Origin of the sequence: Aerosticca soli (assembly GCF_003967035.1) — a bacterium.
Taxonomy (GTDB): Bacteria; Pseudomonadota; Gammaproteobacteria; order Xanthomonadales; family Rhodanobacteraceae; genus Aerosticca; species Aerosticca soli.
Window position 1 is genome coordinate 1011343 of record NZ_AP018560.1, and the last position, 22441, is coordinate 1033783.

At 68.2% G+C, this 22441-nt stretch carries 26 protein-coding genes; 12 read left to right on the forward strand and 14 right to left on the reverse strand.

The genetic code is table 11. The annotated features are described in order from the left end of the window. Position 1: 1 nt before the first annotated feature. The 4 genes from ALSL_RS04620 (at position 2) to ychF (ending at position 3531) form a co-directional block, all read left to right on the forward strand. A complete protein-coding gene (locus ALSL_RS04620) occupies positions 2-940 on the forward strand; it encodes a ribose-phosphate diphosphokinase (RefSeq protein ID WP_126540032.1) in 939 nt (312 codons plus the stop codon). A 119-nt stretch (positions 941-1059) separates the two neighbouring features. Then, a complete protein-coding gene (locus ALSL_RS04625; RefSeq protein WP_126536890.1) occupies positions 1060-1713 on the forward strand; it encodes a 50S ribosomal protein L25/general stress protein Ctc in 654 nt (217 codons plus the stop codon). 48 nt (positions 1714-1761) lie between these two features. Next, complete coding sequence (gene pth, locus ALSL_RS04630) at positions 1762-2355, forward strand: aminoacyl-tRNA hydrolase (RefSeq protein ID WP_126536892.1); 594 nt, start codon at positions 1762-1764, stop codon at positions 2353-2355. Positions 2356-2439: 84 nt separating this feature from the next. Further along, complete coding sequence (gene ychF, locus ALSL_RS04635) at positions 2440-3531, forward strand: redox-regulated ATPase YchF (RefSeq protein WP_126536894.1); 1092 nt, start codon at positions 2440-2442, stop codon at positions 3529-3531. Between the two features lie 91 nt (positions 3532-3622). Here the strand turns inward: ychF and ALSL_RS04640 are convergent, their stop codons facing one another. The 4 genes from ALSL_RS04640 to ALSL_RS04655 all read right to left on the reverse strand — a co-directional run bounded on the left by ALSL_RS04640 (position 3623) and on the right by ALSL_RS04655 (position 6337). Beyond that, a complete protein-coding gene (locus ALSL_RS04640) occupies positions 3623-4339 on the reverse strand; it encodes an arginyltransferase (RefSeq protein ID WP_126536896.1) in 717 nt (238 codons plus the stop codon). Positions 4340-4456: 117 nt separating this feature from the next. Continuing rightward, complete coding sequence (locus ALSL_RS04645; RefSeq protein ID WP_126536898.1) at positions 4457-4864, reverse strand: hypothetical protein; 408 nt, start codon at positions 4862-4864, stop codon at positions 4457-4459. A gap of 13 nt (positions 4865-4877) precedes the next feature. Further along, positions 4878-5741: an acyl-CoA thioesterase gene (locus ALSL_RS04650; RefSeq protein WP_126536900.1), complete on the reverse strand. Its 864-nt coding sequence runs from the start codon at positions 5739-5741 to the stop codon at positions 4878-4880. Positions 5742-5770: 29 nt separating this feature from the next. Then, positions 5771-6337 (reverse strand): N-acetylmuramoyl-L-alanine amidase, encoded by a 567-nt coding sequence (locus tag ALSL_RS04655; protein WP_126536902.1) that lies wholly within the window; start codon positions 6335-6337, stop codon positions 5771-5773. A 63-nt stretch (positions 6338-6400) separates the two neighbouring features. Between ALSL_RS04655 and ALSL_RS04660 the strand changes: the two genes are divergently transcribed. Then, positions 6401-6919 (forward strand): alpha/beta family hydrolase, encoded by a 519-nt coding sequence (locus ALSL_RS04660; protein ID WP_126536904.1) that lies wholly within the window; start codon positions 6401-6403, stop codon positions 6917-6919. Beyond that, complete coding sequence (rlmKL, locus tag ALSL_RS04665; RefSeq protein WP_126536906.1) at positions 6916-9072, forward strand: bifunctional 23S rRNA (guanine(2069)-N(7))-methyltransferase RlmK/23S rRNA (guanine(2445)-N(2))-methyltransferase RlmL; 2157 nt, start codon at positions 6916-6918, stop codon at positions 9070-9072. Before ALSL_RS04660 ends, rlmKL begins: the two co-directional genes overlap by 4 nt. Positions 9073-9089: 17 nt before the next feature. On the opposite strand, the gene ALSL_RS04670 is transcribed toward rlmKL, so the two are convergent. From ALSL_RS04670 to ALSL_RS04680, 3 genes are all read right to left on the reverse strand, one after another. Then, on the reverse strand, positions 9090-9836 hold the full coding sequence (locus ALSL_RS04670; protein ID WP_126536908.1) for a pseudouridine synthase: 747 nt from the start codon (positions 9834-9836) through the stop codon (positions 9090-9092). A 13-nt stretch (positions 9837-9849) separates the two neighbouring features. Further along, positions 9850-10194: a histidine triad nucleotide-binding protein gene (locus tag ALSL_RS04675; RefSeq protein ID WP_126536910.1), complete on the reverse strand. Its 345-nt coding sequence runs from the start codon at positions 10192-10194 to the stop codon at positions 9850-9852. A gap of 197 nt (positions 10195-10391) precedes the next feature. Next, positions 10392-11204, reverse strand: coding sequence for a cytochrome c (locus ALSL_RS04680; RefSeq protein ID WP_126536912.1), 813 nt, complete (start codon positions 11202-11204; stop codon positions 10392-10394). 304 nt (positions 11205-11508) lie between these two features. Between ALSL_RS04680 and ALSL_RS04685 the strand changes: the two genes are divergently transcribed. The 4 genes from ALSL_RS04685 to ALSL_RS04700 all read left to right on the forward strand — a co-directional run bounded on the left by ALSL_RS04685 (position 11509) and on the right by ALSL_RS04700 (position 15161). After that, positions 11509-12729, forward strand: a complete 1221-nt coding sequence (locus ALSL_RS04685) for an ISL3 family transposase (RefSeq protein WP_126536004.1) — start codon at positions 11509-11511, stop codon at positions 12727-12729. A 154-nt stretch (positions 12730-12883) separates the two neighbouring features. Further along, a complete protein-coding gene (gene pncB, locus ALSL_RS04690; protein WP_126536914.1) occupies positions 12884-14101 on the forward strand; it encodes a nicotinate phosphoribosyltransferase in 1218 nt (405 codons plus the stop codon). Continuing rightward, positions 14101-14589, forward strand: coding sequence for a glutathione peroxidase (locus ALSL_RS04695; protein ID WP_126536916.1), 489 nt, complete (start codon positions 14101-14103; stop codon positions 14587-14589). The genes pncB and ALSL_RS04695 overlap by 1 nt, the downstream gene beginning before the upstream one ends. Positions 14590-14678: 89 nt before the next feature. Further along, positions 14679-15161, forward strand: a complete 483-nt coding sequence (locus ALSL_RS04700) for an FKBP-type peptidyl-prolyl cis-trans isomerase (protein WP_126536918.1) — start codon at positions 14679-14681, stop codon at positions 15159-15161. Between the two features lie 57 nt (positions 15162-15218). On the opposite strand, the gene ALSL_RS04705 is transcribed toward ALSL_RS04700, so the two are convergent. From ALSL_RS04705 to ALSL_RS13830, 3 genes are all read right to left on the reverse strand, one after another. Further along, positions 15219-16304 (reverse strand): phospholipase A, encoded by a 1086-nt coding sequence (locus ALSL_RS04705; RefSeq protein ID WP_126536920.1) that lies wholly within the window; start codon positions 16302-16304, stop codon positions 15219-15221. A gap of 128 nt (positions 16305-16432) precedes the next feature. Continuing rightward, on the reverse strand, positions 16433-16816 hold the full coding sequence (locus ALSL_RS04710) for an EF-hand domain-containing protein (RefSeq protein WP_126536922.1): 384 nt from the start codon (positions 16814-16816) through the stop codon (positions 16433-16435). 204 nt (positions 16817-17020) lie between these two features. Continuing rightward, entirely contained in the window at positions 17021-17146 is a 126-nt protein-coding gene (locus ALSL_RS13830; protein WP_269433096.1) for a hypothetical protein, read from the reverse strand. On the opposite strand from ALSL_RS13830, the gene ALSL_RS04715 reads away from it, so the two are divergent. Beyond that, entirely contained in the window at positions 17145-17354 is a 210-nt protein-coding gene (locus ALSL_RS04715) for a cold-shock protein (protein ID WP_126536924.1), read from the forward strand. The genes ALSL_RS13830 and ALSL_RS04715 overlap by 2 nt on opposite strands. A 277-nt stretch (positions 17355-17631) precedes the next feature. Then, positions 17632-17841, forward strand: a complete 210-nt coding sequence (locus tag ALSL_RS04720; RefSeq protein ID WP_126536926.1) for a cold-shock protein — start codon at positions 17632-17634, stop codon at positions 17839-17841. Between the two features lie 77 nt (positions 17842-17918). Here the strand turns inward: ALSL_RS04720 and ALSL_RS04725 are convergent, their stop codons facing one another. Genes ALSL_RS04725 through ALSL_RS04740 form a run of 4 tightly spaced genes read right to left on the reverse strand, consistent with a single transcriptional unit; the run spans position 17919 to position 22429 of the window. After that, positions 17919-18527 carry a Slp family lipoprotein gene (locus ALSL_RS04725; protein WP_126536928.1) on the reverse strand — a complete coding sequence of 203 codons (609 nt, stop codon included), beginning with the start codon at positions 18525-18527 and terminating at the stop codon, positions 17919-17921. 34 nt (positions 18528-18561) lie between these two features. Further along, positions 18562-20493, reverse strand: a complete 1932-nt coding sequence (locus ALSL_RS04730; protein WP_231700296.1) for a transglutaminase TgpA family protein — start codon at positions 20491-20493, stop codon at positions 18562-18564. Positions 20494-20546: 53 nt separating this feature from the next. Further along, on the reverse strand, positions 20547-21488 hold the full coding sequence (locus ALSL_RS04735) for a DUF58 domain-containing protein (RefSeq protein ID WP_126536932.1): 942 nt from the start codon (positions 21486-21488) through the stop codon (positions 20547-20549). Then, on the reverse strand, positions 21488-22429 hold the full coding sequence (locus tag ALSL_RS04740; RefSeq protein WP_126536934.1) for an AAA family ATPase: 942 nt from the start codon (positions 22427-22429) through the stop codon (positions 21488-21490). The genes ALSL_RS04735 and ALSL_RS04740 overlap by 1 nt, the downstream gene beginning before the upstream one ends. Positions 22430-22441 lie beyond the last annotated feature (12 nt).

The following is a 22441-nucleotide window of genomic DNA, read 5'->3' on the forward strand; positions in this document are numbered from 1 at the left end:
GATGCTCTTCACCGGCAACGCCCACCGCGCGCTGGCCGAGGAGGTCTCCCAGCGCCTGGGCGTGCCACTGGGCAAGGCGCTGGTCGGCCGTTTCAGCGACGGCGAGGTGCAGATCGAGATCGAGGAGAACGTGCGCCGCCAGGAGGTGTTCGTGATCCAGCCGACCGGCGCGCCGAGCGCGGAGAACCTGGTCGAGTTGCTCACCCTGGTCGATGCCCTCAAGCGCGCCTCGGCGGCCAGCGTGACCGCGGTGATCCCGTATTTTGGCTACGCCCGGCAGGACCGCCGGCCGCGCTCGGCGCGGGTGCCGATCACCGCCAAGATGGTCGCCAAGATGATCGGCACCGTCGGCGTCGACCGCGTGCTCACCGTGGACCTGCACGCCGACCAGATCCAGGGTTTCTTCGACATCCCGGTCGACAACGTCTACGCCTCGCCGCTGCTGCTGGCCGACATCTGGCGCAAGTACGCGATGGACAACCTGATCGTGGTCAGTCCCGACGTCGGCGGCGTGGTGCGCGCCCGCGCCATCGCCAAGCGCCTGGACGATGCCGATCTCGCCATCATCGACAAGCGCCGGCCGCGCGCCAACGTCGCCACGGTGATGAACATCATCGGCGAGGTCGACGGCAAGACCTGCGTGCTGGTGGACGACATCGTCGACACCGCAGGCACGCTGTGCGCGGCGGCGGCGGCGCTCAAGGAACGCGGCGCGCGCAAGGTGGTGGCCTACTGCGTGCATCCGGTGCTGTCCGGTGCCGCGATCGGCAACGTGGACGGCTCGCAGCTGGACGAGCTGGTCGTCACCAATACCCTGCCGCTGCGCCCGGAGGCGCACGGCTGCGCCAAGATCCGCCAGCTCTCGGTCGCCGAGCTGCTCGCCGAGACGATCCGGCGCATCGCCTATGGCGAGTCGGTGAGCTCGCTGTACGTGGATTGACCGCGCCGCCGGCGCGTTGCGGTTATACTGGTGCGTTTTCCGGCTCGCCTGGTCGCGGGCGAGCCTATTTCTCCGCCGCGAGGCGGAATCACCTTTGACTTAAGGGAAGTGAACCCATCATGGCCAAGACCCATGTCATCCGGGCCGAAGTCCGCAAGGACGCAGGGAAAGGTGCGAGCCGCCGCCTGCGTCGTGCGTCCTACGTCCCCGCCGTCGTCTACGGTGCCGGCCAGCCGGCCGAGAACATCCAGATCGAGCACAACACCATCCTGCTCGCCGCCAAGCACGAGTGGTTCTTCTCCTCCGTGCTCGACCTCGAGGTCGACGGCAAGGTGCAGAAGGTGCTGGTGCGCGACTGGCAGAAGCATCCATACAAGCAGCAGATGCTGCATCTGGATTTCCTGCGCATCGACGAGCACCACGCCATCCGCGTCAGCGTGCCGCTGCACTTCCTGAACCAGGAGAGCTCGCCGGCCGGCAAGACCGGCGGCGTGGTCATCTCGCACAACCTGACCGAAGTGGAAATCTCCTGCCTGCCCAAGGATCTGCCCGAGTTCATCGAGGTCGACCTGGCCAACCTCAAGCCGGGCGACATCGTCCACCTGTCGCAGCTCAAGCTGCCGGCGGGCGTGGAGATCCCGGCCCTGCATCTGGGCGCCGATCACGACATCGCCGTGGTCACCGCGGTCACCGTGCGCGAGGAGGCCGAGCCGGCCCCGGCCGAAGGCGCGACGCCGGCCGAGGGCGAGGCCAAGCCGGGCGAGAAGAAGTAACCGGCTGTCCAGCCGCGCGCCCGGCGGTGCGCGGCCGGGTCGCATCCCATGGCAGGACTCAAGCTCATCGTCGGCCTCGGCAACCCCGGCGCCGAATACCTCCGAACCCGGCACAACGCCGGGTTCTGGTTTGTGGATGCGCTGGCCGCTGCGCAGGGCGAGCGCTTCGGCTTCGAGGGCAAGCTGCATGGCGAGACCTGCCGGGTCCGTATCGGCGCGACGCCGGTGTGGCTGCTCAAGCCCGCCACCTTCATGAACAAGAGCGGCATCGCGGTGGCCGCGGCGCTGCGCTATTACAAGATCGCGCCGGAAGAGTGCCTGGTCGCACACGACGACCTGGATCTGCCGCCCGGCACCGTGCGGCTCAAGTTCGACGGCGGTCACGGCGGCCAGAACGGTCTGCGCGACATCTTCGCCCACTTGGGCCATGGCCGGTTCCATCGTCTGCGCATCGGCATCGGCCACCCCGGGCACAAGGACAAGGTCACCCCTTGGGTGCTCGGCCGCCCGTCGGCAGCGGACGAAGAAGCCATCCTCGCCGCCATCGGCCGCGCCCTGGACGTGCTGCCGCTGGCAGTGGCGGGCCAGTTCGACAAGGCCATGCAGCAGTTGCACACGCAGGGAACGGGAACCCGGGCCTAGGACCATCGTCAAAGCGAGTGCCTTTCCCCGATCGTCCCGTTGTCCCTATTTTCCATTTCCTTAAAAAATTTTCGGATCCACCTCATGGGCATCAAATGCGGCATCGTCGGCCTGCCCAACGTCGGCAAGTCGACCCTGTTCAATGCGCTGACCAAGGCGGGCATCGCCGCGGCCAACTTCCCGTTCTGCACCATCGAGCCCAACGTCGGCGTGGTGCCGGTGCCCGACCCGCGGCTGGAGGCGCTGGCCGAGATCGTCAAGCCGCAGAAGGTGGTGCCGACCGCGGTGGAGTTCGTCGACATCGCCGGCCTGGTCGCCGGCGCCTCGAAGGGCGAGGGACTCGGCAACAAGTTCCTCGCGCACATCCGCGAGGTGGACGCCATCGCGCACGTGGTGCGCTGCTTCGAGCATCCGGACATCGTGCACGTGGCCGGCAAGGTCGATCCGATCGCCGACATCGAGACCATCGACACCGAGCTCGCGCTCGCCGATCTCGAATCGGTGGAAAAGGCGCTGAACCGCGCCGAGCGCGCGGCCAAGGCCAACGACAAGGAGGCGCTGGCGAAAAAGCCGGTGCTGCAGAAGCTCGCCGCCGTGCTCGACCAGGGCCGCCCGGCGCGCAGCGCAGGGCTGGACGAGGAAGAGCGCGCGCTGGTGCGCGATCTGTTCCTGCTCACCTTGAAGCCCTTGATGTACATCGCCAACGTCAAGGAGGACGGGTTCACCGACAACCCGCATCTCGAGGCGGTGAAGGCGCGCGCCGCCGCCGAGGGCGCCGAAGTGGTGCCGGTGTGCGCGGCGATCGAGGAAGAACTGGCCCAGCTCGACGCGGCCGACCGCGACGAGTTCCTGAAGGACCTCGGCCTGGAAGAGCCCGGCCTCAACCGGGTGATCCGCGCCGCCTACAAACTGCTCGACCTGCAGACCTATTTCACCGCCGGGGTGAAGGAAGTGCGCGCCTGGACGATCAAGCGCGGCGCCACCGCGCCGCAGGCCGCCGGGGTGATCCACAGCGACTTCGAGCGCGGTTTCATCCGCGCGGAGACGGTGTCCTACGAGGATTTCATCCAGTACAAGGGCGAAGCCGGCGCCGCCGCCGCCGGCCGCTTGCGCAAGGAAGGCAAGGACTACGTGGTCAAGGACGGCGACGTGTTGCACTTCCTGTTCAACGTGTGATTCCCCGGCGCCATGGACGACACCTCAGCGAGTCGTCCTCTTCTCACCTTGCATGTATGCGCGGCGCTACCTCGCCCAGTCAGGGCGCAGCTCACTCCGCGTGCTCATCCAGGGCTTGCCAGCCGTCCACGGTGCGGATCTGCAAGGGCTGGAAGCGGCGCTTGTAGTCCATCTTGGGATGCCGTGCGATCCAGAAGCCAAGATAGAGCCACGGAATCGCGCGGCGCTGAGCCAGTTCGATCTGCTTGAGGATGGCGAAGGTGCCCAGGCCGCGCGCGGTTTCGTCCGGATCGTAGAAGGTGTAGACGGCCGATACGCCGGTCAGGCAGACGTCGGTGACCGCGACGGCGAGCAGCCGCCCGCCGAGCCGCCATTCCATGAACAGGGTCGGGCTCCAGGGCGCGGTGAGGAAGCGGCGGAAGTCGCTCGCGTCTGCCTCGTCCATGCCGCCGCCGGGGTGGCGCGCGCGCAGATAGCGCGCATAGAGCTCATGACGTTCGGCGCTGAAGCCGGCCGGTGCCTCGCGCAGGTCGAGGTCGGCGTTGCGGCGCAGGCAGCGACGCTGGCTGCGGTCGGGGACGAAGCGCTCCACCTCGATGCGGCAGGGGGTGCAGGCGTGGCATTGCGGGCAATGCGGCAGATAGAGGTGGCCGCCGGCGCGACGGAAGCCGCGGCCGAGCGCGGTTGCGTAGATGCGCTCGAGCTGCGGTGCGGCCGGATCGATCACCAGGTTCTGCGCCGTGCGCTCGGCGTAGTAGCCGCAAGGATGCGGCAGGGTCTGGAACAGGCGGATGCGTTCAGAGCGCATGGGCCGATTCTATGCCCGCGGCGGCATCCCGCAAGCGCGGGTCGGCAGGCTTTCGGCGGCGTCGATGAAGCTATGGCCGGCGGGGGCTTGGGCCGGCCGCGTGGTATGCCGTGGCGGTCAAGGCCGCGCCGGGCCGAGCATGCCGAGGTAGCGCATCATCAGCAGGGCGAACACCGCGGCCAGCACCAGCATGACCAGCCGGCGCACGCGCACCACGAGCGCCTGCCGGCGATGCTGCGGCGAAGGCTCGCGCGCGAGGGCGAGTTCCTCGGCGTGGCGCACCACGGGCTCGATGCCGAGGCCGCGCAGCAGTTCGCGGGCGCGGGGGTAGTCGTCGGCGCGCTCGACCCAGACCTGCGGCCAGGCCGAGCGGTCCTCGTTGCGCTGCGCATAGCTGAAGCGGCGGTGCGCGGGCCGGTTCCAGTTGGAACGGTTGGTCACCTTGACGGCGATGCCGTGCTCGCTGAGCAGGGCGACCACGCGGTCGATGTTCTCGTGGCGTGGCGAGGTGTAGAGCTGGCGCATGGCGGGTCGTCTTTCAGTCGCGCAGGCGGATCAGCCCTTCCTGGGCGCTGGAGGCGACCAGCCGGCCGTCGCGGGTGAACACCTGGCCGCGGGCAAAGCCGCGCGCGCCCTGCGCGGTGGGGCTGTCGCAGGCATAGAGCAGCCATTCGTCCATGCGGAACGGCCGGTGGAACCACAGCGCGTGGTCGAGGCTGGCCATCTGCATGTGGTGGGTGGCGAGCGAGATGCCGTGCGGCAGGGTGGCGGTGCCGATCAGGTTGAAGTCCGAGGCATAGGCGAGCAGGGCACGGTGCAGGGCCGGCGTGTCCTCGATCGGCGCGGCCAGCCGGAACCAGATGTATTGCGCGGGCGGACGCTTTTCCGGCGCCAGGCGATCCATCGGCTGCACCTCGCGAAACTCGATCGGCAGGTCGCGGCCCAGCCAGCGTTGCACTTTTTCTGGCAGCGCGGCGAGCTTTTCGGCCGGGATCGGCGCCAGCGGAGAGAGTTCCTCCGGCATCGGCACGGCGGGCATGGCGGTCTGGTGTTCGAGGCCGTGTTCTTCGATCTGGAAAGAGATCGCGCCGTCCAGGATCGGCCGGCCGTGCTGGATCGCCACCACCCGCCGGGACGAGAACGAGCCACCGTCGCGGGTGCGCTCGACGTTGTAGACGATCGGCGCCTGCACGTCGCCGGCGCGCAGGAAATAGGCGTGCAGCGAATGCGCCGCGCGGGCCGGATCCACGGTCTGCTGGGCCGCCGAGAGCGCCTGGCCGAGCACCTGGCCGCCGAACACGAACGGCGTGCCGATGTCGCGGCTCTGGCCGCGGAACAGGTTGTCCTCCAGCCGTTCGAGCTGCAGCAGGTCGATGAGTTCGCGGACGTGGGCTTCGCGCATGGATGCGATCCATTCAGGGCAACGGACGATTATAACGGCCGCGTGGCAACGATCCGTTCGAGTCCGCTCGCCTGCAGGCGGGCCCAGGGAAACAGCGGCCCCGGATCGCGCTTGCGCGGCACCCTGAGCGACGGGTCGTCGCTGGCCGGCACGAGCGCGGTGTCCAGGTCTTCGTGGCCGGCGATCGCGGCCAATCGCGGCAGGCTTGCGCGCAGCCGCCCGAGCAGCGCGCACAGGGCGTCGATCTGCGCCGGCGGATAGGGCTCGGTCATCGTCTGGTGGCGTGAATCCCACCAGTGCGGCCAGCGCCCGCGGTTGACGAGCTCGATGCCCAGCGTATGCGCGTTGTGGCCGCGCACGTGATGGGCGATGCGGTTTTCCGGCACATAGCGGCTGATCGTCCCGTCGCGGTCGATGTAGTAATGCCCGCTGTTGCCGGTGCCGTCCTCGTGCAGCACCCGCTCGCCGTAGGCGCGCGCGGTGGCCAGGTCGGGCAGCTCCGTGCAATGGATCACCACCAGCGTCATCGCCGTCAGCGGCCGTTCGGCCAGCCGCGGGACGTAGGGCAGGGGCTCGTCGTGGATGAGGATCGACATGGGCGGCCTCGGCGTGCGGTCGGGCGGCTATCATGCCCGGTCCGGTTTCCTGCAGGAGGCGCGATGCGCGGCCAGATCATTCTTTCCCACGGCGCCGACACCGGCCCGGACGCGACCAAGGTGAGCCTGCTCGCCGAGCATGCCGAAACGCTCGGCTGGCGCGCCATCCGTCCCGATTACCGGCGCGAGGATGCCTTAGGCCTGGCCGCCGCGGTGCCCGGGCGGCTGGAGAAACTGTGCGCCACCATCGACGCCTGCGCGGAGCCGCCGGTGCTGGCCGGTTCCAGCCTCGGCGCCTTCGTCTCCGCGCTCGCCTCGTGCCGGCGCAAGGTGGCCGGCCTGTTCCTGCTGGCGACGCCGACGGCGATCCCGGGTTATGCGCAGCCTCTCGATCTGGCGACGGACGTGCCCAGCCTTTTCATCCACGGCTGGCGCGACGCGATCTGTCCGCTCGAGGCGCTGCTCGGCTTTGCCGGCAACCGTCGCCTGCCGCTGCTGATCCTGGACGACGACCACCGCCTGGGCGCGAGCCTGCCCACGCTCGCCGCCCAGTTGCAGCTCTTTCTCGACACCCGGGCATGAGGCGCTTCTTTGCCAGCTGTCCCAAGGGACTCGAATACCTGCTGCGCGACGAGCTCCTCGCCCTCGGCGCGGCCGAGGCGCGAGAGGCGCTGGCCGGCGTGCATTTCAGCGGCACGCTGGAGACGGCCTATCGCGCCTGTCTGTGGTCGCGTCTGGCCAGCCGCATCCTGCTGCCACTGACCGAGTTCGAGGCGGTCGACGAGGCCGCGCTGTATGCCGGCGTCGAGGCGGTCGACTGGTCCGAACACCTCGACGCCCGCGGCACGCTGGCGGTGGAGGCGCACGTGGCGCAGAGCCGGCTCACCCACAGCCAGTTCGCCGCCCGTCGCGTGAAGGACGCGGTGGTCGATCAGTTCCGGCGCCACGAGGGCGTGCGGCCGGACGTGGATGTCGAGCACCCGGACCTGCGTCTGGATCTGCGCCTCAGGCGCGACCGCGCCACCTTGTCGATCGATCTCTCGGGCACGCCGCTGCATCGCCGCGGCTGGCGCCGGCAGCAGGGGGCGGCGCCGCTCAAGGAAAACCTCGCCGCGGCGCTGCTGTTGCGCGCCCGCTGGCCGCAGATCCACGCCGAAGGCGGCGCCTTGCTCGATCCGATGTGCGGCTCGGGCACGATCCTGATCGAGGCCGCGCTAATGGCCGCCGACGTCGCCCCGGGTCTGCAGCGCGCCCATGCCGAGCCTACTGGCTGGCGCGGCCACGATGCCGCGCTGTGGGCGGGCCTGGTGGAGGAGGCGCGCCAGCGCGCCGAGCGCGGTCTGGCCGCGTTGCGGCCGGTGTTCTTCGGCAGCGATGATGATCCGCGCGCGCTCGACATCGCCCGTGCCAATGCGCGCGCCGCCGGCGTCGAGGCCGCGCTCGAACTCACCCGCGGCGAGCTTGCCGCGCTGCGTCCGCCGGCGGGCGTCGACCGGGGCCTGGTCGTCACCAACCCGCCTTATGGCGAGCGGCTCGGCGAACGCGCCGCACTGCCGGCGCTGTACCGCACGCTCGGCGAGGTGCTGCGCGAGCGTTTCGCCGGCTGGCATTTCGCGGTGCTGGCCGGCGACGCCGAGCTTGCCCAGGCCTTGGGGCTGGCTGCGGAGCGCCGCTACACGCTCTACAACGGCGCGCTCGAGACCACGCTGGTGATCGGCGACATCCGCACCCGCGACACCGCACCGTCGCCGCCGCGGCCGCTCTCAGCCGGCGCGCAGATGCTCAAGAACCGGCTCGACAAGACCGTGCGCCATCTGCGCCGGCGCCTGGTCCGCGAGGGCATCCATGCCTGGCGCGCCTACGATCGCGACCTGCCCGACTATGCCGCGGCGATCGACGTCTACACCACCACCGCGCAGGTCACCTGGCTGCACGTGCAGGAATATCGCGCGCCGGCCGACATTCCCGCTGCGGTGGCGCAGCGGCGCCTGCGCGAGCTGGTGCGCGTGGCCGGCGACGTTTTCGCGGTGCCGCGCGAGCGCATCGTGGTCAAGACCCGCGAGCGCGGCAAGGGCGGCGCCAAGTACGGCCGGCTCGACCAGCGTGGCGACCATCTCGAGGTCGAGGAAGGCGGGCTGCGTTTCCTGGTCAACCTCACCGATTACCTCGACACCGGGCTGTTCCTCGATCACCGTCTGGTGCGGGCGCGGCTGCGCGAGCTCGCCGCCGGCAGGCGTTTCCTCAATCTGTTCGCCTACACCGCGACCGCCAGCGTGTATGCCGCCGCCGGCGGCGCGCGCGACACCACCAGCGTGGACCTGTCGGCGACCTATCTCGACTGGGCTTCGCGCAACCTCGCGCTGAACGGCTTTCAGGGGCCGCGCCACCGTCTGGTGCAGGCCGATGCACGCCGTTTCCTGGCGCAGGACCGCGAGCGCTACGGACTCATCTACGTCGATCCGCCGACCTTTTCCAATTCCAAGCGCGCCGAGGATTTCGACGTCCAGCGCGACCACGCCGCGCTCCTCATCGCCTGCGCCGAGCATTTGGCCGACGATGGCGTGATCGTGTTCTCGAACAATTTCCGGCGTTTCACGCTGGATGCGCCGGCGCTGGCCGCGCATTTCCGCATCGCGGACTGGAGCCGGCCGAGCATTCCCTTCGACTTCGCCCGCCAGGCCGGCATCCATGGCTGCTGGCTGCTCCATCGGCACGGTTCCGCCGCGATGCGCTGAAGCGGGGTGCCGCGCGGCTAGCGTAGGCCGGCGGCGCGGGCGAGTGCGGTCACCTCTTCCGCCTGCAACGGCCGCCACTGCCCCTTGCCCAGGGCACCGAGCGCCAGCGGACCGATCGCCACGCGCACCAGTCGCAGCACGCCGAGTCCGTGCGCGGCGAGCAGGCGGCGGATGTGCCGGTTGCGGCCCTCGTCGAGCACGATCTCCAGCCACGCATGACGGCTGCCCTGCCGCAACAAGCGCACGCTGCAGGCGGCGAGCCGTTCACCGCCCTCCACCGCGCCTTCGCGCAGCCGGGCCAGCAGCGCGGCATCGGGTATGGCATCGACCTGCACGTGATAGGTCTTTTCCAGGTGACGGTCGGGATCGGTGAGCGCCGCCGCCCAGGCGGTGTCGTTGCTGAACAGCAGCAGGCCCTCGCTGGCCTTGTCCAGCCGGCCGACTGGTCCCAGCCAGGGCAGATCGTCTGGCAGCAGGTCATAGACAGTGGCGCGGCCTCGTTCGTCGGCGGCGCTGGTCACCAGGCCGCGCGGCTTGTTGAGCGCGAGATAGACCGGGGCGGCCGCCGCCACCGGCACACCGTCCAGGCAGATCCGGCTGCGGCGCGCGTCGGTCGGGCGCTCGGGGTCGTGTACCGGGCGGCCGTCGACCCAAACGCGCCCCGCACGCACCGCGCGTTCGGCCTGGCTGCGCGAACAGACGCCGAGTTTGCTGAGCACGCGGGCCAGACCGTGACGCGGTCCGGCGGCGGAGGGCGGCGACATGCGGCGCCGGGGGTCAGCCCGGCGGCCAGTGCATCTGCCGGCCGCCCAGGAGATGCACGTGCAGGTGATACACGGTCTGCCCGCCGTGGGTGTTGCAGTTGATGACCACCCGATAGCCCTGTTCGGCCAGGCCTTCGCGGCGGGCATAGTCGGCCGCGGCGAGCAGCAGCTTGCCGAGCAGTTCGGCGTCGGCGGGCGTGGCGGCGTCCAGGGTCGCGATCGGTCGCTTGGGCACGAACAGCACGTGCACCGGCGCCTGCGGGTTGATGTCGCGGAAGGCCAGGACCTCCTCGTCCTCATAGACGATGTCGGCCGGGATCTCGCGGCGGATGATCTTGCCGAACAAGGTGTCGCTCATGGGCGGCGTCCTCCTCGAAAGGGTAGGCATCAGCATAACGTGCGCGCCCGGCGCATTCGTGCCGATGCGCCTCACACGCGGGCTTTCCACATCGCGCACCGGGCAAAATCGTGGCGCGAATGGCGGACGCCCTGTTCGCGCCGTGGTCGTCACCTGCCGGTAGGGTGCATCGTCCCGGGCCTGGCCGGTGGCCGATGCTAAGGCCGGGCATCCTCGGTCCAGCGCTTGCGACCGGCCATGTGACGCAGATAGGCGAGCAGCGCGTCGAGGTCGGCATCGCTCAGCTGTTGCGGCGAGAATCCACGCATCCGCGCCTGCGGCCAGCGATGCAGCGATTGTGGGTCGCGCAGATAGGCGCGCAGCAAGGCTTCGGGCAGGTATTCGGTGGGATTGTGCGGCACGTTGAGATCGGGCCCGAGTTGCGCCGCGCCGGCACCGTTCAAGGTGTGGCAGGCGAGGCAGTTGCGCTGGAATACCGCAAAGCCGCGCCAGGCCGCAGCGTGCGCCGGCAAGGCGGGGTCGGGCGACAGCGCGGCGGGGGCGGGTTGCGGCTCGCGCCGTCGGATGGCGACGATCCGATACGGCCATTGTTCCGGGCCGGCATCGCCGGGGTCGGTCCAGACCAGATAGAACGGGCCCAGATCCGGCTTGCCCGGCGCGCGCGGCCAGGGCCGGGTCGGATCCTCCACCGCCAGCCAAGCCCGCCAGCGGCCGTCCGCTCCCATCAAGGTCGCGGCTTCGATCTCGGCGACGAAGCCATCGTCGGCGATGAATTGCACGCGTTCACCAGGCCGCAGCCCGGGCAGCAGCGCATCGAGCGGGAGGGCGCGATAGCGCATCGGCCGGTGCAGCACGGCGTCGTCGGCGACTTCGACCTCCCGCAACGCCGGGTGCGTCAGGAGCGCCTCCAGCCGGTAGCGGCTGGCCTCCACGCGCAGCTCCGTGGCCAGGAGCAGCCCGGGCAGCCACCCGATCAGCAGAAAAATGACGGCCTTGCAGGAGGGTTTCATCGCCGCGGCCACGCGTACCTTGCCAAAAACTGAATGCGGACCTGGATCGCCTTGAACTTATACCGGCCGGGCCACACTAATCCCTCGTATCGCCGTGAGGCGACCAGAGGCGGCGCAGTCCATCGCGTCGTCGAGGGGCCGGCCCTACCCCCTTCCCCCTGAAAGCGCCGGCCTGACAAAACCCCGGCAGTTATTCCCCTGGCTGCCGGGGTTTTATTTTGGTTCTTCTCCCAACTGAGTGGAGAGAGGCGCACGGCCGACGGGTCAGACTTGCTGTTCTTGAGGCAACAAACTGGGGCCGGCCGTGGCCGAGCAGGATTGTATGTCCCGTCTGGGCGGCTGGACGGGATACCGAGTTGGCAAGTGGCGTTATGAGCTGCGCAGGCAGCAGCGCTGGCTGGTGATCGAGTTGGAGCCGACGCCGGGGGCGCAGCGGCAATGCACGGGCTGTGGGCAGGCGGTCGTGGCCATCCATGACTGGACGATGCGGCGCATTCGCGAGTTGCCCGTGTTCGGTGCGCCGGTGGAGCTGCACGTGCCGCGTCTTCGGCTGGCTTGCCAGGGCTGCGGGCCGCGGCTGGAACAGTTGGACTGGCTGGATCCGCATGCGCGGGTAACGCGGCGTCTGGCCGACAGCGTGGCCCGGCTGTGTGCAGTGACGTCGGTGCTGCACGCGGCGCGTTGGCATGGCATCGACTGGAAGACGGCCAAGGCCATCGACTGGCGGGCACTGGAGCGCGATCTGGGGCCGGTGGATCTGGAGGGCGTGCGCCGGATCGCCATGGACGAGTTCGCGATCCAGAAGGGCCATCGCTACGCCACTGTGGTGGTCGATGTGGAGCGCAAGCGGGTGCTGTGGGTGGGGCGCGGCCGTTCGCGAGTCGAGATCAGGCCGTTCTTCGAACAGCTCGGGCCGGCGCGTTGCGCCCTTATCGAGGCCGTGGCCATGGACATGAACACGGCCTACGACCTGGAAGTGCGCCAGCACTGCCCGAATGCCCGCGTGGTGTACGACCTGTTCCACGTGGTCGCCAAGTACGGACGCGAGGTGATTGGCCGGGTGCGGGTGGACGCGGCCAATCAGCTGCGTCACGACAAGCCGGCGCGCCGAGTGGTCAAGCGCGCCCACTGGCTGCTGCTGCGCAATCCTCGGCGCCTGAAGGAAGCCGAACACATCCGGCTGGACGAGGTACTGGCGGCCAACCGGCCGCTGATGACGGCCTACGTGATGAAAGAACAGCTCAAGGCGCTGTGGAACGCACCGACAGCCTGGGCGTGGCGGGCAGCCTGGAAACAATGGCTACGCCATGCCCAGGAAAGCGGCATCCCCGCCCTGACCCACTTCGCTCAATGCCTCAAACCTTACTGGCGCGGCATCCTCAGCCGGGTGCGCTGGCCCCTGCATACCGGGCTGCTCGAAGGCATCAACAACAAGATCAAGGTCATCAAGCGCATCGCCTACGGCTACCGCGATGACGCCTACTTCTTCCTCAAGATCCGGGCGGCCTTCCCCGGAGTTGGGTGAAGAACCTTTATTTTGCCTTGCATCAGGCCGCGGACAAGCGCAGCGGGGCTTGCTGCGACGATTCGCGCGGCCTTGCAGGCGGGACTTTCCGCCCGCTCGCGCCGGGATCGCCGCCGGCCGATAATCGCGATCTTCCTTTGCGTACCCGGCGTCCATGATCGTCACCTCGCTGCTCGACACCGACCTTTACAAGTTCTCGATGATGCAGGTGGTGCTGCATCAGTACCCGGCCGCGCAGGTGGAATACAAGTTCAAGTGCCGCACGCCCGGCATCGACCTGGTGTCCTGTATCGACGAGATCCGCGAAGAGCTGGACCGGCTTTGCTCGCTGCGTTTTGCCGAGGACGAGCTCGACTACCTGCGCGGCTGGCGCTTCATCAAGAGCGACTTCGTCGATTTTCTCGGGCTGTTCCAGCTCAACGCCAAGTACGTGCGCATCTATCCGGCCGCGGCGGGCAACGGCGAGATCGAGATCCGCATCCGCGGGCCCTGGCTGCATACCATCCTGTTCGAAGTGCCGCTGCTGGCCATCATCAACGAGATCTACTTCCGTCGCCATTTCCCGCACCTCGATCTGAGCGAGGGGCGACGGCGCCTGGCGGAGAAGATCGCACTGTTGCGCGATGCGCCCGAGTACCGCGAGTGCCGGATCGCCGACTACGGCACCCGCCGGCGTTTTTCCCGTGCCTGGCAGGAAGAGGTCGTCACCACCTTGCAGGCGGGGTTGGGCGGGCAGCTGGCCGGCACCAGCAACGTGTATCTGGCCCGCAAGCTCGGCCTGACCCCGCTCGGTACCCTGGCCCATGAATATCTGCAGGCCCATCAGGCCCTGGGCCCGCGCCTGCGCGACTCACAGGTCGCGGCGCTGGAAGCCTGGGCCAAGGAATATCGCGGCGACCTCGGCATTGCGCTTTCGGACGTCTACGGTCTGGATGCCTTCCTGCGCGATTTCGACATGTATTTCTGCAAGCTGTTCGACGGCACCCGGCATGATTCGGGCGATCCGTTCGTCTGGGGTGAGCGCATGCTCGCGCATTACCGGGTGAACCGGGTCGATCCGCGCAACAAGGTGCTGGTGTTCAGCGACAGCCTGAACATCCCCAAGGTGATGCAGCTGTACGCCCATTTCCGGGGGCGCTGCCAGCTGGCCTTCGGCGTGGGCACCAACCTCACCAACGACGTCGGACCGGCACCGCTCAACATCGTCATCAAGATGGTCCGCTGCAACGGTCAGCCGGTGGCCAAGCTGAGCGATTCGCCGGGCAAGAACATGTGCGAGGATCCGGCCTATGTGGCCTATCTGCGCCGCGTGTTCGGTCTGCCGCCCGAACCCAGCGATCCGCCGATCGTAGTGCCGCAGGGAGCGACGTGATGAGCGCGATCTACGACTTTTCCGCACTCGACATCGATGGCCGTGAGCGTTCGCTCGGCGAATGGCGTGGCAAGACCTTGCTCATCGTCAATGTCGCCTCCCGCTGCGGCTTCACGCCGCAATACGCTAGCCTCGAGGCGCTGTGGCGACGCCATCGCGCGCGCGGGCTGGTAGTGCTCGGCTTTCCCTGCGACCAGTTCGGTCACCAGGAGCCGGGCGACGAGGCCGAGATCCGCGCGTTCTGCACCACCCGCTACGAGGTCAGCTTTCCGCTGTTCGCCAAGGTCGAGGTGAACGGCCCGCGCGCCCATCCGCTGTTTCGCTGGTTGCAGCGCGAGCGCCGCGGGCTGCTGGGCAGTGGCGCGATCAAGTGGAACTTCACCAAGTTCCTGATCGACGATCGCGGCCGTGTGGTCGCCCGCCGCGCGCCGATGACGCGTCCCGAGGTTATCGAGCGCGACGTGCTGGCCTGTCTGCCATCGGCTTGAACGTTCTCTTGGCAGGCCATCTGTTAGGCTTGCCACTTCTTTGAAGTGGCGCCGTTCGTCGCCATGCCATCCCAGCGGAAAACATGCCCATGCAAATCGCCAGTCGTACCGTCGCCTCCTTCCATTACCGCCTGACTGACGATGCCGGGCAGGTCCTCGACAGTTCCGAAGGCCGCGAACCCTTGTCCTATCTCCACGGCCAGGGCCAGATCGTGCCCGGACTGGAGAAAGCCCTGCAGGGACGGCAGGCCGGTGAGCAGTTCGAGGTCGACGTGATCCCCGAGGAAGGCTACGGCCAGCGCCATGAGGAACTGGTCCAGGAAGTGCCACGTGAGGCTTTCCAGGGCGTGGAAGACATCCAGCCCGGCATGCAGTTCCAAGGTCGCGGCCCGCAGGGCGCTTTCACCGTCACCGTCACCGCGGTGAACGATGACACCGTGCAGGTGGATGGCAACCATCCGCTGGCCGGCAAGCCGCTGCATTTCTCCATCGAGGTCACCGACGTGCGTGCCGCGACCGATGAGGAGCTCGCGCATGGCCACGTGCATGGCCCGGACGGGCACCATCACTGACGTCCGCAAACCCTTGCCGTCTGCCGGCGCCCTGCGCGGCAGACGGCAAGGGTTTTTTCAGTACCAGTCGAGCAACGAGACGCCCAGCCCCAGATACGTGGCGTTGTGGTTGTAGTCGATCATGCTCTCGCCATAGCCCTTGAAGAGCTCGGCATAACCGCGCAGGTTGCCGACGATCGGGAAGCTCCAGGTCAGCTGGGCCGCGCCGTGGCTGTTGCTGCCGCCGCGGAATGAATGGCGCAGCAGCAGGCCGAATTCCTGCTTGCCGACCTCGTGCACGATCTGCACGTCGCCGCGGCCCATGTAGTCCTTGATGTCGGGGTTGTCGTCGTCCTTGCGCTTTTCCGGGATGCGCCACCATGGACGCAGCATCACCGTCCAGCCCTCGCGCTCGAAACCGACATTGGCCACCACGCGGTTCCAGCTGCGCGACAGCGGGTCGGCGCGCCCGTTGGATTCGTGGTTGATGCCGATGCCGAGCAATTTGCCGTCCCAGCCCAGCAGCTGATAGTGGGTGGCGAACATCAGCAACACTTCGGGTTCGTAGTTGGTTTCGCGGAACGGGCGCGAAACATCGCTGTTGTAGACCTGCCAACGCGAGGATTGGGTATAGCCGACCCACAGATCGCCGGTGCTGCCCAGCACGTCCTGCCAGACCTTGGTCTTCAGGCTGAGCTGGAACTTGGCTTCCACGTTGTCCAGCGTCTGCGGCGACTGCACCGTGTTGTCCGGGTTCGGGCTGCTCGGGCGGGTGTTCTGGTTGCTGGTGGCGAACACCGGCATGAGGTACATCGGCTTGTAGCCACGCAGGTTCAGCGTGCCGAGTTTGCTGTCCGGAGAAAGCTCCCAGCGGCTGTCCAGAAGCGAATGCGGCGCCGTCGACTCGCCTTCGGCCGCGGCCACTTCGTGCGTGCGTCGACCTTCGTGATCGAACATGTCGTGGGCCACGGGCGGCGGCTCGTGTTTCTGCGCGGTCGGTTCCGAAGGCCGGCCAGTGGCGCGGTCATAGCACGACAAGCGTTGCGCGTCGTTTTCAATGGCGGCGCATGCATGGATGTCCGCCGGCTGCGCGTTCTGGCCGTGGACCGTGGCCGCAACGGTGGAAAGAGCCAGCAGCGGGCCGGCGATCGACACGGATTTCATGGTCGGAATGTCCCCTTTGAGCGGTTGCGCGTTGAATCAGAGCACGCCGATGGCCGCTGCTGTCAACTGCGCGCATTAAAAACGCCGGCCGCGAAGGCGACCGGCGCATCTTTCGACGGCTTTGGAGCTTATTTCCCGGAACGCCAGCGTTCGTATTCGCTCTTGCTGATGCGTCCATCCCGATTGCGGTCGGCGTAATCGAAATCGTTCGCCAGCGGGGGGTAGGCCGCCGCCTGCTCCGGGGTGATCGCCTTGCCGCCACCGGCGAGCTGGGCGAAATCCGGCGCCGGACCCGCACTAGGCGGCGGTGGCATGGAAGAACGGACCTCGATCTCGGGACGCGCCGTGGACTGCGGCGCGGCCTGAGCATCGGCCGGCATGGCCGAGTTTGCGGCTGGCGCGGCATCGGCCGGTGGCGGCGGGGTTGCTGACTGGTCCTGGGCGAGCAGGGAACCTGCACCGAATAGCGAACCCATGAGCATGGGCAGCGCGACGAGCTTGAAGGATTTCATGGCTTGACTCCGTCGAGATCGAAAAGACGCAACGGAGAGTTCCATTGCGCTTGCGGCAAGCTAGCAAGCCAAATGTATAGGCGAGCTCAAGCGGAAGGTCGATGTCGCGTGAAGGCGGGCCGAATTTTTTCTGTGCGTGCACGGCTGGGCCATAAGGGGTATACTGCACCTTGCTGTGTTTGCCGGTCATCCGGAGTTCTGTGGTCAGATGCCGTGGATCTCGATCTGCCCCATCGCCTCACCCTTGGGTTTTCCTGCACACCAGTAAGTCGGCCCTTCCAGGGTCGAGTCTTTTATCAACGAGTCAAAGAAAATCCAGGAGTGTTTCATGTCTGATCGTCAGATCGGTACCGTCAAGTGGTTCAACGATGCCAAGGGCTTCGGCTTCATCAGCCGCGACAATGGCCCCGACGTGTTCGTGCATTTCCGCGCGATCACCGGCAATGGCTTCAAGAGCCTGCAGGAAGGCCAGAAGGTCAGCTTCAAGGTGGTGCAGGGCCAGAAGGGTCTGCAGGCCGACGAAGTCAGCCTCGCCTGAACCCCTTACAAGGTCCCCAAAAAGCCGGGCTTCATGCCCGGCTTTTTTTATGTCCGAAGGGTGCCGCATCGGGCGTCCTGGCGCTTTCCGCTTTGCCGGCGTGGGAATAGGCTATGCTTTGACTTACTGTGTTTGCTCGGTTCAGGTGCGTGTCCGCGACGGGAGACTCCTCGGAGTCGACGAAGTCCACTGGCTGCCCGCCCCCTGCATGCCCAGTAAGCCGTCGGTCGCTTGGGAGCGATCGACTCGTCTAGAACGGGCAGATCGGAGTCAAATCATGTCGGATCGTGAGGTAGGTACCGTCAAGTGGTTCAACGACGCCAAGGGCTTTGGCTTCATCAGTCGTGAAAACGGCCCTGACGTCTTCGTGCATTTCCGTGCCATCACCGGCACGGGCTTTCGCAGTCTGAAGGAAGGTCAGAAGGTGAGCTTTCGGGTGACCGAAGGCGCCAAGGGTCTGCAGGCGGAAGACGTCGCGCCGGTTTGAGGTCGCGTCCCACGCACGGGGCAGTGCACAAGAAACGAGGTCGGCTTGCCGACCTCGTTTTTTTTTTATCGGAATGGTCAATGCCCCCTGGGGTGCGGGGGATGGGGTGGCGGCGCGGGACGTGGATGCACCACGATCACGCGGGAGCCCCAATAGGGATACGGCCCCCAGTAATAAGGACCCCACGGACCCCAGAAGGGGTCACCCCAGAACGGATCGTAGTATCCGGGCGGGTAGCGCACGTAGACCGGCCGCTTGGGCCACAGGTAGACGACATCGGCCTCGACACGCGGATAGGCGTATTCGTACTGGCCGACCTTCTTGGTCACGAGGCCATGCAAGGTGCCGACGACGGTGATCTCGCGGCCGCGGGCAAAGACTTCAGGGTCATAAAAGCCCTTGCGGCAGGCGATGAAACGGCCCTGACTGTTGCCCTTGTCGTCGAGCTTGGGTCGTGCCTGGCTGTCGAGCGGGTGCGCCAGAACGTAGAAACAGGTCTCCTCCTGGCCCGGCTCGGTCTGGATGATCTCGCCGCCCCAGCGCACCCGCGTACCGCTGGCGCCGCCTTGCTGGGCGGTTTGCAGCGGGACATCGGGATAAATGCCTTCCAGGGGCTTGGGAATGGTCGCGCAGGCGGCCAAGAGCAGCGCTGTGGCAGCCAGGGCGAGCAGACGTAGGGCGGACATGGGGGTCTCCTTGAGATCTTGCGCACGATGGCGGTCAACGCATTGACCGCCATTGGACCATGCGGCGCGTGGAAAAATCCCGCACCGCGCGACGAAAGTTTTCCAGCAGTTCGGTGGATGCTTCAGTGCGGGCATAACGCAACTCCAGATAGCATCCCAGCAGCCTTTCGAGTTCCTTGCGACGCCTTGGGAGCTTGCGGGCCGCGCGGTGGAGGAAATGTCGCGGTCCCTCACCGCGCCGGCGCACGACACCCAGCCGCGCCAGCTTGCGCTGCAACTGCTGCCATGCGGCGCTGACCGGATCGCGCGGCTCGCGTCGCCACAGCGCCCAGGCCAGACCGAGCAGCGCGGCCAGCACGGCACCGACCGCCAGGGCCGTGCCGAGCGTGCGACTGTCGGCCTGATCGATGCCGAAAGGCGTCAACAAGCCACGCTGCCGCAAGGCGTCGAAGCCGACAACGCCCATGGCCCACCAGCGGTTGACGACGTCCCAGCGGTCGCGCCAGTCGCTTAGCCAGCTCCGGTTCCAGCCAAGGGCCGCATCGGAGGTGCCCGCAGTGCGGCCATCCAGACGTCTTGCGCGCACGACCGCGGTGGGATCGACACGCACCCAGCCGCGGCCGGCAAGCCACACCTCGCTCCATGCATGCGCGTCGGAGCGGCGGATGAGCAGATAGTCGCCCAGCGTATTCCAGAAGCCGCCCTGATAGCCGGTGACGATGCGCGCGGGCACGCCGGCGGCGCGCATCAGTACGGTGAACGCCGCGGCGTAGTGTTCGCAATAGCCCTCGCGGGTGGAGAACAGGAAATCGTCCACGCGGTGATGGCCAAGCGGCGGCGGTGCCAGGCTGTAGCGGAAGCCGCCTTCGCGAAACAGGTTAAGGGCCTCCTGGACGATGGCCGCGCCGTCGCCGCCGTGGCGCGCGCGCCAGTCCTCGGCCAGCGCATGGCTGCGCGGATCCAGCCCCGGCGGCAAGCCCAGCGCGAGGCGGCGCGTGCCGGCATCGAGTGCGGGCTGCAGCCGGTAGTCGAGTGCCGATGACAGGCGGTAACTCAGGCGATCGCGCACGGGCTGCTCGCGCAACAGCTCGAATGCGCCGCTTCGTCGCGTCGCGGCGGGCACGTCGAGGGGCATGTCCAGTGCCGGCAGGACGCGCTGGTCGCTGGGTTCGAGATCGATGCGGTAAGCCACCGGCGCGCCGATGGTGGCCACCACTGCGGCTTCGCCGGCGCCCTCGGCCCGCCGCCAGCGCTCGCCGTCGTAGCGCCAGAGCACGTAGGCGCGGAAATAACGACGCCCGGCGGCCGGTGGCGGACCGTCAAAACTTACCCGCAGGGCGGGGTGGTCGTCGGTCAGGAGTTCGACGAAATCCCCCGGCGCCATCGAGTCGGCAAGGCCGGTCGTCGCGCGCGCGTCGCGCGGGGCTCCCCACAGCGGCGCATCCAGCCGCGGAATCAGCACGAAGGCGAATACGGCCACGGGCAGCGACACCCCGAGCAGGGCGGCGCCGGGCAGCAGTGCGCGCAGGAGCGGGGGCGAATCCACCGCCGGCTCCAGCGCACGCAGTGTGGCCAGCGCCGGCAGCAAGCCGCAGGCGACCAGCACGGTGGCGATCAGTCCCTGGTCGAACAGCAGCGCGGCCATCAGGGCGAAGCAGGCAAAACCGACGCTCACCCGCACGTCCCGCGGCGTTCCGCATTCGAAGAGTTTGAGGACGAGCAGGCCGACCGCGAGGGCGCTGCCCGGATCGCGTCCGAACAAGGTGCCATAGGCCGCGATGACCGCGCCGACCAGCAAGGCGAGCAGCGGCAATTTGAGCCAGGCCGGTGCGGTGCCCTTCCAGTGTCGCCAGGGCCAGGCCCGCACCGCCAGCAATGCGGCGAGGGCGGCCGTCAGCCAGGCCGGTAGATGCGGCGCATGCACGGCGAGCACCAGGCCCAGGGTCAGGCACAGGGGCGCGAACACCGCACGGCCCGGCAGAGGCGGGCTCGTGGGGAGCGGTCGCGGCGCGGCGGCATTCATGGCAGCAGCGCCAGGGCGCTCATGCAGCGCGCGTAATGGGCATCACCGCTGCCAGGCTCGATGGTTTCCGCCGGCAAACGCAGTCCGAACCGCCAACCGCCGGCGTGCGCTTCGTTGATCCAGCGCGCCAGCCGGGCGATGCGCGCCTCGGGATCGAGGCCGGCCAAGGCGTACCAGTCCAGCCGCCAGTCTTCGATCGTCCGCGGCGGCTCCAAATCCCGCACCAGCCATGCGTCATGCCGGGCGCTGGCCTTCCAGGCCACCCGCCGCAGGGGATCGCCATGGCGGTAGGGCCGCAGTTGCAGGGTGTCTTCGCCTTCGGATTGCCGGCGTGGCGCATCGTGCGTCCCTGGCGGCGGCGGTCCCGCGGCTTCTGCGCGCGGCCAGATCAGTGCCGCCGGCGCGGGGCGCAGCCAGCTCCATGCGCGAAACAAGCCGAGCGGCCAGGTGGTGGACACGCGCAAAGGGGGAAGCTCGAGCCAGCCGCGGCGTTCGGTGGGCCAGGACAGCGTGATGTCGGCGCGGCGGTCCAGGCTGAAGGCGAGCTGCGCGGTGCCGGCGCTCACCACGATCGCCTGGCGCGGCCGCGACGCGGCGAAGCCGAGCGTGAATGAGAGCGGTTCCCCGGCGGCGACCTGCGCAAAGGAAAGCGTTTCCAGGCGCAGGCCATCGAGATTGCGGAAGGCCACCAGCATGCTGGCGGCGGCGGCGGCGCCGAGCAGGCAGGTGAGCAGCAGCGCGGCGTTGTTGGCGTAGTTGAGCGCGCCCAGCAGCATGACCAGGAGCAGCACGCCGAAGCCGAGGCCGAAGCCGGTCGGCACGATGTAGATGCGCCGTCGGTCGAGCTCGATCGGCAGCAGCTCCGGCCCGCGCAGCCGGGTGAGTGCGGGCAGCCGCCGCTCGGCCAGGCGGGCGAGGCGCTGCAACGCCGCGTGCATCAGTCCACCGCGACCTCGGCGAGCAGCGCCCGGGCCAGCGCCTCGCCGCTTGCCCCGCGCGCAGGTACCAGGCGGTGGCCGGCCAGCGGCACGAAGACCGCCTGCACATCCTCGGGCAGCACGTAGCGACGCCGGCCGAGCAGCGCCCAGGCCCGCGCCGCGCCGAGCAGGGACAACCCTGCCCGCGGCGAGAGCCCGAGCCGGATCTCCGGGTGCCGACGGCTGGCGGTGAGCAATGCCTGCAGATAATCGAGCAGGGCGGGGCTGGCGGTCAGCTGCTGGGCTTGCTGATGCAAGGCGATGAGGTCGGCGCCGGTGAGCAGCGCGCGGTGCCGGTCGAGCCACTCGCGGCGGTCGTTGCCGGTGAGCAGGTCGCGCTCGGCGGCAGGATCCGGATAGCCGAGGGACAGCCTCAGCATGAAGCGGTCCAGCTGCGAGTCGGGCAACGGAAAAGTGCCGTTGAGATCGAGCGGATTCTGCGTGGCGACCACGAAGAACGGCTGTGGCAGCGCGTGGGTCTGTCCGTCCACGGTGACCTGCCCCTCGGCCATCGCCTCGAGCAGGGCGCTCTGCGTCTTGGGCGTGGCCCGGTTGATCTCGTCCGCCAGCAGCAGGCCGGTGAAGATCGGGCCGGGATGGAAATGGAAACGGCCGTCCTCGCGCGTGTAGACGCTGACCCCGATAATGTCCGCCGGCAAGAGATCGCTGGTGAACTGCACGCGCTTGAAGTCGAGCGCGAAGCTCGCCGCCAGCGCATGGGCCAGGGTGGTCTTGCCGACCCCAGGCACGTCCTCCAGGAGCAGATGACCGCCGGCGATGAGCCCGGCGAAGGCCAGTTTCACCTGACGCGGCTTGCCGAGCAGTACCTGGTTGACCTGCGCCATGGCCGCCTGCAGGCGTAGATGCAAGGGGTCTTCGGGCGACACGGAGGGGACGGACATGGGTTTCGCGCA